Source organism: Marinobacter sp. PE14, assembly GCF_053566155.1.
Window position 1 is genome coordinate 109128 of sequence record NZ_JBQXNY010000002.1, and the last position, 14795, is coordinate 123922.

13 protein-coding genes are annotated in these 14795 nt (G+C 56.5%); 12 read left to right on the forward strand and 1 reads right to left on the reverse strand.

Annotated features, from left to right (window positions below; translation table 11 throughout):
• Positions 1-79 precede the first annotated feature (79 nt).
• The 10 genes from ACWJ62_RS06410 to ACWJ62_RS06455 all read left to right on the forward strand — a co-directional run bounded on the left by ACWJ62_RS06410 (position 80) and on the right by ACWJ62_RS06455 (position 9998).
• Positions 80-658, forward strand: a complete 579-nt coding sequence (locus ACWJ62_RS06410) for a DUF3305 domain-containing protein (protein ID WP_162851887.1) — start codon at positions 80-82, stop codon at positions 656-658.
• Positions 658-1284 (forward strand): DUF3306 domain-containing protein, encoded by a 627-nt coding sequence (locus ACWJ62_RS06415; protein WP_449285431.1) that lies wholly within the window; start codon positions 658-660, stop codon positions 1282-1284. The genes ACWJ62_RS06410 and ACWJ62_RS06415 overlap by 1 nt, the downstream gene beginning before the upstream one ends.
• Positions 1285-1393: 109 nt before the next feature.
• Positions 1394-2005, forward strand: a complete 612-nt coding sequence (locus ACWJ62_RS06420; RefSeq protein WP_449285432.1) for a TorD/DmsD family molecular chaperone — start codon at positions 1394-1396, stop codon at positions 2003-2005.
• Between the two features lie 41 nt (positions 2006-2046).
• Positions 2047-2238: a twin-arginine translocation signal domain-containing protein gene (locus ACWJ62_RS06425; protein ID WP_081449860.1), complete on the forward strand. Its 192-nt coding sequence runs from the start codon at positions 2047-2049 to the stop codon at positions 2236-2238.
• Between the two features lie 90 nt (positions 2239-2328).
• A complete protein-coding gene (locus tag ACWJ62_RS06430; RefSeq protein WP_449285433.1) occupies positions 2329-5214 on the forward strand; it encodes a formate dehydrogenase subunit alpha in 2886 nt (961 codons plus the stop codon).
• Between the two features lie 15 nt (positions 5215-5229).
• On the forward strand, positions 5230-5838 hold the full coding sequence (fdh3B, locus tag ACWJ62_RS06435) for a formate dehydrogenase FDH3 subunit beta (protein ID WP_064229103.1): 609 nt from the start codon (positions 5230-5232) through the stop codon (positions 5836-5838).
• Between the two features lie 87 nt (positions 5839-5925).
• On the forward strand, positions 5926-7098 hold the full coding sequence (locus tag ACWJ62_RS06440) for a formate dehydrogenase subunit gamma (protein WP_449285434.1): 1173 nt from the start codon (positions 5926-5928) through the stop codon (positions 7096-7098).
• On the forward strand, positions 7095-7223 hold the full coding sequence (locus tag ACWJ62_RS06445; RefSeq protein ID WP_264753977.1) for a hypothetical protein: 129 nt from the start codon (positions 7095-7097) through the stop codon (positions 7221-7223). Before ACWJ62_RS06440 ends, ACWJ62_RS06445 begins: the two co-directional genes overlap by 4 nt.
• Positions 7207-7455 carry a sulfurtransferase TusA family protein gene (locus ACWJ62_RS06450; RefSeq protein ID WP_449285435.1) on the forward strand — a complete coding sequence of 83 codons (249 nt, stop codon included), beginning with the start codon at positions 7207-7209 and terminating at the stop codon, positions 7453-7455. Before ACWJ62_RS06445 ends, ACWJ62_RS06450 begins: the two co-directional genes overlap by 17 nt.
• A gap of 107 nt (positions 7456-7562) precedes the next feature.
• Positions 7563-9998 (forward strand): sensor domain-containing protein, encoded by a 2436-nt coding sequence (locus ACWJ62_RS06455; RefSeq protein ID WP_449285436.1) that lies wholly within the window; start codon positions 7563-7565, stop codon positions 9996-9998.
• Positions 9999-10036: 38 nt separating this feature from the next.
• Here the strand turns inward: ACWJ62_RS06455 and ACWJ62_RS06460 are convergent, their stop codons facing one another.
• Complete coding sequence (locus ACWJ62_RS06460; protein WP_449285437.1) at positions 10037-10447, reverse strand: hypothetical protein; 411 nt, start codon at positions 10445-10447, stop codon at positions 10037-10039.
• A gap of 399 nt (positions 10448-10846) precedes the next feature.
• Between ACWJ62_RS06460 and ACWJ62_RS06465 the strand changes: the two genes are divergently transcribed.
• Both ACWJ62_RS06465 and ACWJ62_RS06470 read left to right on the forward strand, forming a co-directional pair.
• Positions 10847-12421, forward strand: a complete 1575-nt coding sequence (locus ACWJ62_RS06465) for an NADH-quinone oxidoreductase subunit L (RefSeq protein ID WP_449285438.1) — start codon at positions 10847-10849, stop codon at positions 12419-12421.
• Positions 12421-14784 (forward strand): YbcC family protein, encoded by a 2364-nt coding sequence (locus tag ACWJ62_RS06470; RefSeq protein WP_449285439.1) that lies wholly within the window; start codon positions 12421-12423, stop codon positions 14782-14784. Before ACWJ62_RS06465 ends, ACWJ62_RS06470 begins: the two co-directional genes overlap by 1 nt.
• Positions 14785-14795: the final 11 nt, after the last annotated feature.

Below are 14795 nucleotides of genomic sequence, written 5' to 3' on the forward strand. Positions count from 1 at the left end.
ACAGGCATTATCTTTTGGACAATTGGATAATCTTTTGTGCCCTGCTAGTTTTACGCTATAACAAAAAATGAGACTTACCATGAGTAGTCGTACAGAACAGTGGAAACGCGAATTGAGGGTTGGCGCTGTCGTTCGCCGATCTCCCGGCGTCACTCGCTGGGTAAAGGAAATCTGGAAGCCGGTTGCCGTTATACCAGGGGCACCTGATGCATTCTGGAAAGAATTGGTTCGCGAGGAAGATGTGGTCGATTACCACGCAGGCACCGTTACGATGGAGCTTTTTCGGGCCGATGTCGAAGGCTATCTGGTCTCTCTGAACATGGCCGTTCCATCTGTATGGATCATCATGGATAGAGATGTAACGAGCCAGTCGCCCTCCGGATGGGTCGTGAGCACTATCACCGCCAGCGCCCATGAAGCACTGGACGCCCTTGATAGTGGCGAAAGCATTGTTGAGGCGGTTCCCATTCCCGAATCAATGGCGGCCTGGATCAAGGAATTTATCGACATGCACTACATCGAGGAGCCGTTCAAGAAACGTCGCCGCGATGAAGTCCGCGTTGATGGCGCCGAGGATGCCAAGGGCGACCCGCGCATTCGCCAGGAAAGCGACGTTTACCGTGCCCCTGCGAACATCAAAAAGCCGAGAATTCAGTAATGGCCGAATCAAGACTCCAGCGTTGGGCTCGCAAGAAGGCCGAAGCCGCCAAGCGCCCGGAACCATCCCCTCCTCCGGCTATCGAGACTGAGCCAGCCCCGGAAGAGCAGGAACTTGCAATCAATGAAGCATTGCCGGAACACGAGTTGCTAGAGAAGTATGGCCTGCCTGACCCCGAAAACATTGAACTGGGTACGGACATCACCGGTTTCATGCGCAAGGAAATTCCGGAGTTCCTACGCCGGAAGGCTCTGCGGGGACTATGGAAATCCAACCCGGTACTGGCCGTTCTGGACGGTCTCAATGATTACGATGAAGACTATACACTGGCCTCGACGGCCGGACAGACAGTGACAACCTTGTACAAGGTTGGAGAAGGGCTCGTCGACAAAGCCAAAAAAGCCGCGGACGTCGTGGACGATCAGTCGGAAAAGCAGGCAGTCTCATCGATGGCAGAGCCTGATTCCGCAGCTGCCGAGGAACCGGATCCTGAGGACAGTCCCGAGCTGGAGGACATGGCAACGCCAACGGAACTTCCCGAGCAACAGCTTGCCCAAGAAGAGGCTAGCTACTCGGAAGAGGAGCCGGAACCACGATTCCGTCCTCGTATGCGTTTTGACTATTAGCAGAATACGTTTCAGCTATTAGCAAATTAAGGGTTGGTCAGGCCAATATTCAGAATTGTGTACTAGAATAGCGTGACAGGCCGCACATAATAATTAAAAGGAACAGGAATTGAGTAACACTGCGGAAAGCCAGTGCCCCCGTTCGATCTCTGAAGAGGATCGAGCCAGGGCCCAAATCTATCAGCTGCTTGGCGTCCTGCTTGTAGACCCACCCTCGAGTGATTTGCTGAAGGGGTTGGCGTCACTGCAGGGTGACGAGACGCCCCTGGGTTCAGCCTGCAAAAACCTGGCAGCCCTCGCCGAACGTACCAACCCGTATGACGCCGAGCGAGAGTTCAACAACCTTTTTGTTGGCCTCGGTCGTGGCGAACTGCTTCCCTACGCCAGTTACTACCTGACCGGCTTCCTGAATGAGAAGCCTCTGGCGGAGCTGCGAACCGATCTCATGTCCCGCGGTATCAAATCCCGCAGCGATGTAAAGGAGCCGGAAGACCACATCGGAACCCTTTGCGAAATCATGGCGGGCATCATTACCGACGAATTTCCCTGCGACAGCGGACTGCCGTCGCAAAAAGCGTTTTTTGATGCCCATCTGGCGAAGTGGGCAGCCTTGTTTTTTACTGATTTGGAAGAAGCGCAAAGCGCCATCTTCTACGCGCCAGTAGGTTCGCTTGGTCGAGCCTTCATGGCCGTGGAAGCTGACGCCTTTGCAATTCAGTAACCGGGATCTCAAGGTCCCATAACCCCAGGGGGAGGTGTCCAATGGACAACCCGAAGCGTGAAAACAGTCGTCGCCGTTTCTTGCAAATGGCCGCAGCCGCAGCTCCAGCTGCCGTTGCAATGACGGTTGCACCGAACGCGGCAGCCGAGGTCGTCCGAACAGACGTTCCGAAAAGCCGCGGTTTACGTGATACCGAACACACACGTAAGTATTTCGAATCGGCTCGCTTTTAACGGGGATTTGAGCCGATCGAGGTTGCGAAAGGCCCTTGAGAGACTCAGCTTTCCGAAAAAACGAGAATAATAAAGAGAGAGGTAAACGACATGTTAAGGAAGAAGACCAACGGGGTAGCGAAAGGCTCCCGTGCAGGCTCTTTGCTTTCTTCTCTCGCTGCCAAGACCCTGGACCGTCGTCAATTTCTGACAACGTCTGGCGTGGCAGTGGGTGGTCTGGCGGCACTGTCGCTGACATCGGGACGGGTTGAAGCTGCGGCTCCGGCAACCGGTGGCGGAGAAGTGGTCGTCAAGAAATCGGTCTGTACGCACTGCTCGGTCGGCTGCACCGTCGAAGCCGAAGTTCAGAACGGCGTGTGGACAGGCCAGGAACCAGGCTGGGACAGCCCCTTCAACCTGGGTGCTCACTGCGCCAAAGGCGCTTCCGTACGGGAGCATGCCCACGGCGAGCGTCGTCTAAAGTCGCCCATGAAAATGGTCAACGGCCAGTGGCAGAAGATTTCCTGGGATACCGCCATCAACGAAATCGGCGACAAGATGCTCGAGATCCGCGAGCAGAGTGGTCCCGATTCGGTCTACTGGCTGGGCAGCGCAAAGTTCAACAACGAACAGGCCTACCTGTTCCGTAAGTTTGCAGCGTACTGGGGCACCAACAACGTGGACCACCAGGCCCGCATCTGCCACTCCACAACCGTTGCCGGCGTAGCCAATACCTGGGGCTACGGCGCAATGACCAACTCCTACAACGACATCCACAAGTCCAAGGCGATCTTCATCATCGGGGGCAACCCCGCCGAAGCGCACCCGGTGTCGCTGTTGCATGTACTCAAGGCGAAGGAAGAAAATAACGCTCCGCTGATCGTCTGCGATCCGCGCTTCACCCGGACAGCGGCCCACGCCGACGAGTTCGTACGTTTCCGCCCGGGCTCAGACGTCGCCCTGGTATGGGGTATTCTCTGGCACATTTTCGAAAACGGCTGGGAAGACAAAGAATTCATCCGTACCCGTGTGTACGGCATGGAAGATATTCGCGAGGAAGTGAAGCGCTGGAATCCCGAAGAAGTTGAGCGTGTAACCGGCGCGCCAGGCGCACAGCTTGAGCGTGTGGCCCGTACCTTGGCCAACAACCGGCCCGGCACTGTTATCTGGTGTATGGGTGGTACCCAGCACACCAACGGTAACAACAACACCCGCGCCTACTGCGTGCTCCAGCTGGCCCTTGGCAACATGGGCGTTGCAGGTGGTGGCACCAACATCTTCCGTGGCCACGACAACGTTCAGGGCGCAACGGATCTGGGCGTACTCGCTGACACCCTGCCCGGCTACTACGGCCTGGCCGCAGGCTCCTGGGCTCACTGGGCCCGTGTCTGGGAAGAGGATCTGGACTACCTCAAAGGCCGCTTTGCCGTTTGGGATAAAGACGGCAAGTCCCGAGCCATGATGAACGAGAAGGGCATTCCGGTCTCCCGCTGGATTGACGGTGTTCTGGAAGCCAAGGAAAACCTTGAGCAGCCAGACAACACTCGGGCCATGGTTCTGTGGGGCCACGCGCCCAACTCCCAGACCCGGATGACAGAAATGAAGGAAGCCATGGAGAAACTCGACCTGCTGGTTGTAGTGGATCCCTTCCCGACGGTTTCTGCCGTACTTCACGATCGCAAGGAAGGCGCCTACCTGCTGCCTACGACCACCCAGTTCGAGACCTACGGCTCGGTAACCGCGTCGAACCGTTCTCTGCAGTGGCGTGAAAAAGTGGTAGAGCCGCTGTTCGACTCCAAGGTCGATCATGAAATCATGAAACTGTTTGCGGACAAGTTCGGCTTTACCGATCAGATGTTCCGCAACATCGCCATTGATGGCAATGAGCCGTCGATTGAGGACATTACCCGCGAATTCAACCGCGGCATGTGGACTATCGGCTATACCGGTCAGTCCCCTGAGCGTCTCAAGAAGCACATGAAGTATCAGCACCACTTCGACAAGACCACGCTGCGTGCAGTCGGTGGACCTTGTGATGGTGATTTCTACGGCTTGCCGTGGCCTTCCTGGGGCACACCGGAGATGAACCATCCGGGCACTGCCAACCTGTACGACATGTCGTTGCCTGTCTCCGAAGGCGGCCTCACATTCCGGGCCCGCTTTGGTGTTGAGCACAATGGCCAGAACATTCTGGCAGACGGTGTTTACTCCAAGAATTCGGAAATCAAGGACGGCTATCCCGAGTTCACCATGCAGATGCTGATGGACCTGGGCTGGGACGGTGACCTGACGGCTGAGGAGCGAGCCAGCATTGAGGCAGTAGCCGGCGCGTCAACCAACTGGAAGACAGACCTGTCTGGTGGTATCCAGCGCGTGGCTATCAAACACGAGTGTGCGCCCTTCGGTAACGCCAAGGCACGCGCCATTGTCTGGAACTTCCCGGATCCGGTGCCGCTGCATCGTGAACCGTTGTACACCAACCGTCGTGATCTCGTGGCAGATTACCCGACTTATGAAGACAAGACCTTCTGGCGGGTACCGACCCTGTACGAGTCAATCCAGAAGAACGATTTCAGCAAGGAATTCCCGATCATCCTTACTTCTGGCCGTCTGGTCGAATACGAGGGTGGCGGTGACGAAACCCGTTCGAACCCCTGGCTGGCCGAACTCCAGCAGGACATGTTCATCGAGATCAACCCTCGCGACGCAAACAATCTGAATGTCCGCGACGGCAATGACGTCTGGGTGTCCGGTCCGGAGGGCTCGCGAATCAAGGTTAAGGCCATGGTGACAGAGCGTGTTGGAGAAGGTGTGGCGTTCATGCCATTCCACTTCGGCGGGCACTATCAGGGCAAGGACCTGCGGGACAAGTATCCCAAGGGCGCCGACCCCATCGTTCTGGGCGAATCCACCAACACAGTTCAAACATACGGGTATGACTCGGTCACTCAGATGCAAGAGACCAAAGCCACCCTATGTGCGATTATGCCGGCATAACAAGAGGTGTAGACCATGGCACTTGAAGGACAAGCAAGAGCAAAATTCCTTTGCGACGCCGAGCGCTGCATCGAATGTAATGCGTGCGTAACGGCCTGTAAGAACGAGCACGAGGTCCCCTGGGGCATCAACCGTCGCCGGGTGGTAACCATCGAAGATGGTAAGCCAGGAGAGCGTTCGATTTCGGTAGCTTGCATGCACTGTTCAGACGCTCCCTGTATGGCCGTCTGCCCGGTGGACTGCTTCTACCAGACCGAAGACGGTGTCGTGCTGCACTCCAAGGACCTGTGTATCGGTTGTGGCTATTGCTTCTACGCCTGCCCGTTTGGTGCGCCCCAGTTCCCGCAAGCGGGCAACTTTGGCAGCCGGGGCAAGATGGACAAGTGCACGTTCTGTGCAGGCGGCCCGGAAGAAGACAATTCCACAGTTGAGTTCTCTAAGTACGGTCGCAACCGTATCGCTGAGGGCAAACTGCCGATCTGTGCGGAAATGTGCTCAACCAAAGCCCTGTTGGCCGGTGACGGCAACGAGGTAGCGGACATCTATCGCCAGCGCGTGGTGAACCGTGGTTTCGGTTCCGGCGCCTGGGGATGGGGCACAGCCTACGAGAAGAAAGGTGCATAAACTGGCCTGACTCACGCGGGGCCCTTCGGGGCCCCGACGTCGGTCAAGACGACAATTTCTTCTTGTTCATTCCGCTGGAGTGCTCTAATGACAACAAAACTTTTTAGTGCCGCCCTCCTTGTGTTGGCGACACTGCTTTTCAACCCTGTGTGGGCACAAGAGGCCCCTACGGTTGACCGGACCGCGACCGGGGGAGCTCAAACCCTCGACGACATCATGCGCCGCCAGCAACAGCTGGAGATGGATGAGTCGTTTCGGTCTGAAAACCTCGGAAACGCTGAAAACGCAGCACCTACCACTGCGCCCCTCGGCACGAATGGCGGGCGCTCGGACGCCGATGTCTGGCGTTCTATCCGGTATAACGAGATTGACCCCCGAATCCAGTCCCCGGGCCCGGCCAACCAGGTTATGATCCAGGACGAGGGCATGCCCTGGTACCAACTGCGCGAAGGTCCGATCATCACCTACGGTGGTGGCGCCATCCTCGGCTTCCTTGCGTTGCTGGTTGTATTCTATTTCGTTCGCGGCAAGATCATGATTGATGGGGGCCCTGCGGGCACAACCATTCAACGGTTCAAAGCCATCGAGCGATTCGGACATTGGTTGCTGGCGGGCTCTTTCGTCGCACTTGGCATCACAGGCCTGTTAACGCTGATGGGGCGCAGCTTCCTGATTCCCGTGATAGGCCACGACGCCTTTGCAACCATTGCTGCCGGCTCCAAATGGGTCCACAACAACATCGCATGGTCTTTCATGCTGGGACTGGTGATGACTTTCGTAATGTGGATAGCCCACAACATCCCCAACAAGCTGGACTGGCAATGGCTCAAAGCGGGCGGCGGTATCTTTACCAAAGGGCATCCGTCGGCGAAGAAATTCAACGCTGGCCAGAAGATCATTTTCTGGACCGTGATGGTGTTGGGCGCCTCCGTTTCCCTGTCCGGGCTATCGCTGCTGTTCCCGTTCCACATGCCGATGTTTGCCGACACCTTCGGTATCATCAACAGCATCATCGGAACCAGCTTCCCGACTGAACTCACGCCACACGAAGAGATGCAATACGCCAACATCTGGCACTCGATTGTCGCGTTTGTGATGATGCTGGCCATCATTGCCCACATCTACATCGGCTCCATTGGTATGGAGGGCGCGTTCGACGCCATGGGCAACGGCCAAGTGGACCTGGAATGGGCCCGTCAGCACCACGATCTGTGGGTCGCTGAGGTTGAAGCCAAACAAGGCAAAGGAGGTTCGTCGTGAAGGTCATGATTTCCGCTTTTGTCGCAGCTCTGCTGATTGCTACTGCTGCACCGATGGTGCTGAATCAGTTCGGTTGGTCGGCTGCCGAGCAGGGCAGCAGTGCAACGAGTGTGCGCCTTGACTGATCAGTCCGGGGCATACCAGATCGACGCTGTCGGTCTGGTATGCCCTCTCCCCATCCTGCGTTTCAAAAAACGGACCAAAGACCTGCCTAGCGGAACGCTGGTCGATTTTCTGGCGGATGACCCCACCGGCCGAAAGGACCTTCAAGCCCTTTGTGATATCACCGGCCACCGGATTGAATGGACCAGAGAGGAAGAAGCTGGCGTCACCCGTTACCGTATTTCCCTGGCATAAAACTGCAACTGAACTTTCAATCTTTCCCTGCACTCCACCACGCCCTCTTGGAAAATCAGACGCCAACAGCCTATCTTTAATTAGGACTTCTAATAATTGGCATTCCGATGAGTTCAGACCCTCTCTTTTCCACGCCAGGCGAGGAAAACGCTCTTTACCTGGAGCTTACCGACGGCATCCCCGGGGCTATCTTTCAGTATATTCTCCATCCTGACGGCACTGACCAGTTGAGCTACATCAGCCGGGGGTGTGTTGATCTGTGGGAGATTGAAGCGGAACAACTGAAACGTGATCCAGGCCCACTATGGGAAATGATTCTGCCTGAGGATGTCGAGGGACTGGCCCGGTCGATTCGTGGCTCTGCGGAAACCATGACCTTCTGGAGGCACGAGTGGCGGATCAGGCCAGCATCCGGTGTTGTGAAATGGCTGAGTGGCACTGGCACTCCAAAACAGCGTGAAAATGGAGATATATGCTGGAATAGCGTGATCATTGACGTAACACGCGAACGTCAGACCCAGGAAGCACTGGACAGTTTCTTCGATCAGCGCATGGCGATGAACGCGATGGTCGACTTCGAGGGCAAGTTCGTGCGGGTCAATGGACTTTGGGAAACAAAGCTGGGCTATCGTCGCGACGAACTGGAAGGAAAGGTCTTCATCGACTTCGTGCATCCTGAAGATCGGGAAAGAACCCTGGACGAAGCTGCCAAAGTGATGGCAAACAGCGAGGGATCTACGGAATTTGAGAACCGATATCGCCACAGTGACGGTTCCTATCGATGGCTGTCCTGGTCCTCAGTGCCATCCCCGGAGACGGGGTTGATCTATGCAGTTGCTATTGATTTGACGGAAGCACGCATAGCCGATGATAAGCTGCGTCAAGCCGCAACGGTATTCCAGAGTACGGTTGAAGGCGTGATGATCAGCGATCTGGATAACAGAATCATTGAGGTTAATGACGCTTTTTCCCGGATCACGGGCTACACGGAAGAGGAAGCACTCGGCAAAACGCCCGACCTTCTTGATTCCGGAAGACACGATCCAACCTTTTTCAATGCCATTTGGCAAAGCGTTCGAGAAAACGGTCACTGGCGTGGTGAAATCTGGAGCCGCAGGAAAGACGGAAGTATCTTCCCGGAACTACTGACCATCAGCACCATTCTCAACAAAGACGAGCCGGTCGGCTATGTAACCGTTTTTTCTGATATTTCTACACTGAAAGCCAACCAGGAAAAGCTGGATTATCTGGCTCACCACGATCCCCTGACGGGCCTGCCAAACCGCCTCCTTTTCAATTCCCGATTGCAACAGAGCATCCGTCTGTCGGAGCGAACCGGCCGCTCTATAGCGGTATTATTCATCGACATTGATCGATTCAAAAACATCAATGACAGTATGGGCCACCCCACGGGGGACGAACTGCTGAAGCACGTAGCTACTCGCCTGAGGGAGCAGCTACGTGCTTCCGACACGGCGGCACGCCTTGGAGGTGATGAGTTCGTCGTTCTTCTAGAGGACATTGACGGCGCGGAACATGCCGGACAGGTCGCCGACACTCTGATGAAAGCGTTTAAGGAAACGTTCGCCATGGACGATGTCGAGATCGGGGTAACCGTGAGTATGGGAATCAGTCTCTTTCCGCAGGACTCCAAGGACGCAGCAAAACTTCTGGCTGAGGCAGATGCAGCGATGTATCAGGCCAAAGAGAACGGCAGGAACACCTACGCATTCTATTCGAGCGAATCGACCGCCCGTGCACTGGAGTACGTTTTCTTCGAGAATGCTCTTAGAAAGGCTGTTTCTGACAATCAACTCTTCCTTGAGTACCAGCCCCAGTTTGATCTGCAGCTTGGAAAACTCATCGGTATGGAAGCGCTGATACGCTGGCAGCATCCAGACAAGGGACTGATTACACCGGATCGCTTCATACCGATTGCCGAGCAAAATGGCACCATAAGAAACATAGGACAGTGGGTGCTGCAAACGGCCTGCCACCAGGGGAAAGCCTGGCTGGATGCCGGCCTGGACATAGGGCGCATCTCGATCAATGTCGCGGCATCGCAATTTCACGATGAGAACTTTCTTGCAGAGGTGTTTGCGATTGTGGATGAATCCGGATTGCCTCCAGAGCATCTGGAACTGGAGGTAACCGAGAGCTCATTCATGCACCAACCGGAAAGGGCCATACCGAAGCTTCACGCACTCAGGGAGAGAAACATCACCATCGCCATTGATGATTTCGGTACCGGCTATTCCTCCCTGAGCTACCTGAAAAGGCTACCCATCGACAAATTGAAAATAGACCGGTCTTTCGTGATGGATTTGCCGGATGACGAAGAAGACAAAGCCATTGTGCGTGCGATTATTGGTTTGGGAAAAACCCTCAAACTGAAAACGATTGCCGAAGGCGTTGAAACCGAGGCTCAGGTGGCGTTTTTCAAGCAGGCAAAATGCGATGCCCAGGGCTTTTACTACAGCCGCCCCATTGGCACGGATGCGATGGACGCTTTTCTTCGTTCGCCGCAAACAACCGCACAGTGAACAAACAGCAGTATCAGTTTGCCGGCAAGCATCTGACCCTAGTGACCACCTCGTGGATGCTTGCGGGCTTCCAGATTACCCAGCGACATTTTCACGTCTCGATCCGAAAGCTCTGGAAGATCATCAAAATTCGCAACCTGCGGGAACTTCGAATCAATCACCGTAGCCAGCGTATCGTCGATACATAGGGTATCCGCCACAGCCCGATGGCATCCGGGCATCAGGATTGCCCTGATCTCACCGATTTCCCGAGTCCCCGTTTCAACGTCGCCGGAGCGACTGGCGCTGATCACCGTGAGCCGTTCGCCCCAGTCCACGGCGCGGCCATCAACACGCTTCGCCTCAATCTGCTTACAGGCGGTCAGTGTTGCTTCAAGCAGCGTGCGAAAATTTGCCGACTCCGCCAGCCGCTCTGCCTTTTCGCGGGCGCTGCGCTCATCGTCAGCCATCAATAATATGTACGGCGTTCTATCAACAAAGACACCCCAGTACTCAGCCGTAATTGCTTCGGGTTTCGGGTGATAAACCCCAGCAGTCAGGGTCGAGTGCTTTTTCCTTCGGGCCAGGAACGCCCCATTTTTTTCACAATCCAATTCTTTGCCTCGGTCTTTTCCGGTTTTCACTTCTTGCACGCGTCTTCCAGAAATGGCGACTGAACGATGAGTTCGAGCCCAATCGGTGCATCATTTCGTGGACGCCGAAATATGGTGATTGTGAAAAGGTTTTACAAACCCGCAGCCATTTCGTTCTTTAAACTCGAACAAACTGATCGGATATATATATTTTTGTTCACAGCAAAAGCCTCGGATACTACGCGTACTAAATACTTCTGCTTCCGAGGGCCTCGCATGTTCGATGTTCAGGCGATCGAATCCTTGTTCTCACTGCTGGTGCCGCTGCTTTTCGGTGCCGGAGCAGTGGCGACCGCGTTGGCAACCAACCAGAGCAACCTTCTCGCACGGTCATTGACCTTCAAACTTGCCTTTGTATCTGCTGTGGCTGCCGCAATCGGAAGTTGGTGGTGGCCCGTCGATGGCGTCTGGTTCAGTCACGCGCCCCTGGCCTCGATCATGTTGGTGCTGATCACTTTGCTGGGAATGGTGCTGGGACGCTTCTCGGAAAGGTATCTTGCGGGGGATCCCGGCCAGCGCCGATTCATGATCTGGCTTCAGGTGATCCTCGCCAGCGTTGCCATGATCGCCATCACCAATCATTTGCTGGTGTTCCTCGCCAGCTGGATTGCCATCAGCGTGAGCCTGCACCAGTTGCTGATGTTCTTTCCTGATCGCCCGCGCGCCGCCCTGGCCGCCCACAAAAAGTTCATTTTTGCGCGAATTGCGGAGCTCTGCCTGGCACTGGCGTTCCTCCTGCTTTACGTCCAGTACGACACGCCGTTTATTGATCGGATTCTGGCCCAGGTATCCGGTACAACAGAGGTGCCCGCTGGCGCCCAGATCGCTGCGGTTTTGATGGCTGTGGCTGCTTTGCTTAAATGCGCGCAGATGCCTTTCCACGGTTGGCTGATCCAGGTGGTGGAATCGCCCACACCGGTCTCTGCCCTGCTTCACGCAGGCGTTGTGAACCTGGGCGGTTTCCTTATGATTCTGATGGCACCGCTCATTTCCGAAGTAAGCGCTGCCCAGTGGCTTTTGCTGGCCGTGGCAGGCCCCACGGCGGTCTTTGCCAGCCTTGTCATGATGACTCGTATTTCCATCAAGGTAAGGCTGGCCTGGTCAACCTGCTCCCAGATGGGCTGGATGCTGGTTGAATGCGCTCTGGGACTATACGAGCTGGCGCTCCTGCACCTGGTTGCGCATTCCGCCTACAAGGCACACACCTTCCTGAACGCCGGCAATACCGTTGAGTTGTCGATGAAAAAACGTCTGGTTGCGGTCAACGAGCCCGGACCGAAGCAATGGCTGGCCGCTGCCGCTCTGGCGGGCCTGTTCATGCTGCCGACTGTTTTCCTGTCCAATGAGGCCGGCACAGCGAACATGTTTTCATGGATTGTGCCAGGCATCGCCCTGACGATTCTGCTCTCAGAGTTCCTGTCAGCCGGCGGTGGCGTTCTCACCGTTGCCCGTGGCCTGATGATTGGTGCCGCCTTCTGGGCACTGTACTGGCTACAGAAAACCTTCTTCGGTTTGGTGCTTGCGCCACCGGAAAGCCAGGCAAGCCTGCTGGAAGTGGTTTTTGTCGCCGCCCTTATCGCAATCCTGGTGCGTGGCTACTACCAGGTTCGCTACCACCGTTTCTCACCCGCAGGCGCCAGGCTCTACCGGTTTCTGTTCGCCGCCGGCTACCTCGATGAGTGGTCCACCCGCCTGACCCTGAAAATCTGGCCTGCCAAACTGCCTGATGTCGTACGGCCGCGAGCTCTGGTCAGCGTCTCTTCAACCTCTGGTTCCAGGGAGTCCGCATAATGTTAGCGTCGAGCCTTAATGCCACCACCGAAGCAACCACCGATACACCAGATTGGCAGGCGGCGGTCACCGATGCCTGCGCGCGAATCGCGCCCTCCTGGCCATTGGATCAGATGATCGCCGTGAATCCGTTCTGGGAAATGCGGGACCTGCCATTCACCAGGGTCGCGTCACGCATGGCGGCACTCAATGGTACCTGCTGCCAGAATCAGGCCGCGCTTGCCGGACAGGGCAATGGCCCGGCTGCTGCGGAGACCGCCAGCATGCCCGAACACTGGCAGAATCTCAGCGCCCAGCTGGATCGCAATCGTGACACCGCCCACCAGGTAGGCTGGCAGGATGAAGTTGTGCATCAGATAAGCCAGTTCTGCGGCGACTATTTCCAGCGCCTGGATGCCGGTGATTTCAAGGCAGATGCCCAGGACCTTTACCATAGCTGGCTGCAGATGACCCGGGCTGACCGCGGCATTGCCATTGTGATGGGAGAACCATCCCTGCCCTCCCAGTTTCAGGTGTTGCCGGGTCAGCATGAAAAACTGATTACCGATGCCCTCGATGCCCTGGCATCACAACCAGACTATGCGCCGGATTATGCCCATGCGCTCCTGCTGGATATCAACGGGTGGTCATCCTGGGCCGCCTACTTGCGATGGCAAGCGCGACTCAATGGCCACGAGGAAGACCTGCTGCCGGGCCTCCTGGCCATCCGACTGGCCTGGGAGCTCGCCATATGGCGGCACGTCCAACACATTGGCGGGGCGATCTTTGCCAAACTGAAACACCGCTGGCTCAAACAGTGGGATGCCTGGCCAGAGATGCTGCAGACCCATGAGCAATCTCAAACCACAGGCTGGCGCCAGCAAACAGAGGCTGAGTCGGCCTATCAGAAACAGCTGGCTGAAAAGCTTCTCACCAGGCCTGAAAATCTCTCGCCGGATGATCAGCCGCTCAAGCTACAGGCGGCCTTCTGCATCGATGTTCGCTCAGAGGTCTATCGTCGTGCGCTGGAAGCCCAGAACCCCGCGATCCAGACCCTCGGGTTTGCCGGATTCTTCGGCCTCCCGATTTCGTATCGCCCCAAGGGCACCGGTTTTTGCCGGCCGCAATTGCCGGGCTTGCTGGCGCCGGCGCTCGAGGTCACTGAAGCCGAACCGTCCGACAGCTTCAGCCGGCAATCGTTAGCCAACCACTCCCACTGGTCACAGTTTTCCAACGCCGGCCCGGCGAGCTTCAGCTTTATCGAGAGCATGGGCCTGGCAGGTCTGGGACGCATGGTTCGCAAAACCTTTTTTGGCAAGTCCTCGGATAACCCGGTCGATCAACTCCATAAGGGACAGACCGAGTTCGAGATCCGCCAGAACGGCACCCTGCTGAGCGCTGCGGAGAAAGCAGAGTTGGCGGGGGGCATTCTCCGGGCCATGACCCTGACTCATAATTTTGCGCCCACCGTGCTCCTTGTCGGGCACGGCAGCAGCACGCGGAACAATCCCCATGCGGCCGGCCTCGACTGTGGCGCCTGCGGAGGACAGACTGGCTCGGTGAACGTTCGCGTCCTCGCGGGCATCCTGAACGACAAGGACGTGCGCGCAGCCCTGGCTGATCAGGGGATTTCGATCCCCTCCGAAACCCGATTCGTGGGGGCTTTGCACAATACAACCACCGACGAGGTCGAGTGCACCGGTGATGTTCCCGATGAGATCCGGAGTTTCCTGGCCAATGCCGGAGCCCAGGCACGTCGTGAACGCGCCCTCCGGCTTGGTATCGCAAACGAGAACGACGTTGACAGCGCCATCAAAAAGCGCAGCCAGGACTGGTCCGAAGTGCGGCCGGAATGGGGGCTTGCCGGCAACGCCAGCTTTATCGTGGCGCCTCGCTGGGCCACGCGACACCTGGATCTGGGTGGCCGCAGTTTCCTCCACGACTACCGCTGGCACGAGGACGACGGCTTCAACATCCTCGAATTGATCATGACCGCACCCATGGTGGTCACCCACTGGATCAACCTGCAGTATTTCATGTCTGTTACCGACAACCTGCATTACGGCAGCGGCAACAAGGTCCTCCATAACGTGGTTGGCGGCCACCTGGGGGTTTTCGAAGGAAACGGCGGCGATTTGCGAATCGGTTTGCCGCTTCAATCGTTACACGATGGTGAGCGCTGGGTTCACGAGCCGTTGCGCCTGAGCGTTTATCTGGCGGCACCCAGGGAAGCCATTGCCGAGATCGCGCAAAAACACAAAGTTGTGCAGGAGCTGATCGATAACGACTGGCTGTATCTGTTCCGGATTGACGATGAGCAGACCTCGATTGAGCGTTTTTACCAGAATCAGTGGCAAGGCATCGCCGGCCAGCCCAACCTGTAACCCCTGAGACC

Excerpts from the sequence above, each read along its gene's own strand:
- ACWJ62_RS06410 (WP_162851887.1), top strand. The coding sequence starts at position 80 with ATGAGTAGTCGTACAGAACAGTGGAAACGCGAATTGAGGGTTGGCGCT.
- ACWJ62_RS06415 (WP_449285431.1), top strand. The coding sequence starts at position 658 with ATGGCCGAATCAAGACTCCAGCGTTGGGCTCGCAAGAAGGCCGAAGCC.
- ACWJ62_RS06425 (WP_081449860.1), top strand. The coding sequence starts at position 2,047 with ATGGACAACCCGAAGCGTGAAAACAGTCGTCGCCGTTTCTTGCAAATG.
- ACWJ62_RS06430 (WP_449285433.1), top strand. The coding sequence starts at position 2,329 with ATGTTAAGGAAGAAGACCAACGGGGTAGCGAAAGGCTCCCGTGCAGGC.
- fdh3B (WP_064229103.1), top strand. The coding sequence starts at position 5,230 with ATGGCACTTGAAGGACAAGCAAGAGCAAAATTCCTTTGCGACGCCGAG.
- ACWJ62_RS06440 (WP_449285434.1), top strand. The coding sequence starts at position 5,926 with ATGACAACAAAACTTTTTAGTGCCGCCCTCCTTGTGTTGGCGACACTG.
- ACWJ62_RS06455 (WP_449285436.1), top strand. The coding sequence starts at position 7,563 with ATGAGTTCAGACCCTCTCTTTTCCACGCCAGGCGAGGAAAACGCTCTT.
- ACWJ62_RS06460 (WP_449285437.1), bottom strand. The coding sequence starts at position 10,447 with ATGGCTGACGATGAGCGCAGCGCCCGCGAAAAGGCAGAGCGGCTGGCG.
- ACWJ62_RS06465 (WP_449285438.1), top strand. The coding sequence starts at position 10,847 with ATGTTCGATGTTCAGGCGATCGAATCCTTGTTCTCACTGCTGGTGCCG.
- ACWJ62_RS06470 (WP_449285439.1), top strand. The coding sequence starts at position 12,421 with ATGTTAGCGTCGAGCCTTAATGCCACCACCGAAGCAACCACCGATACA.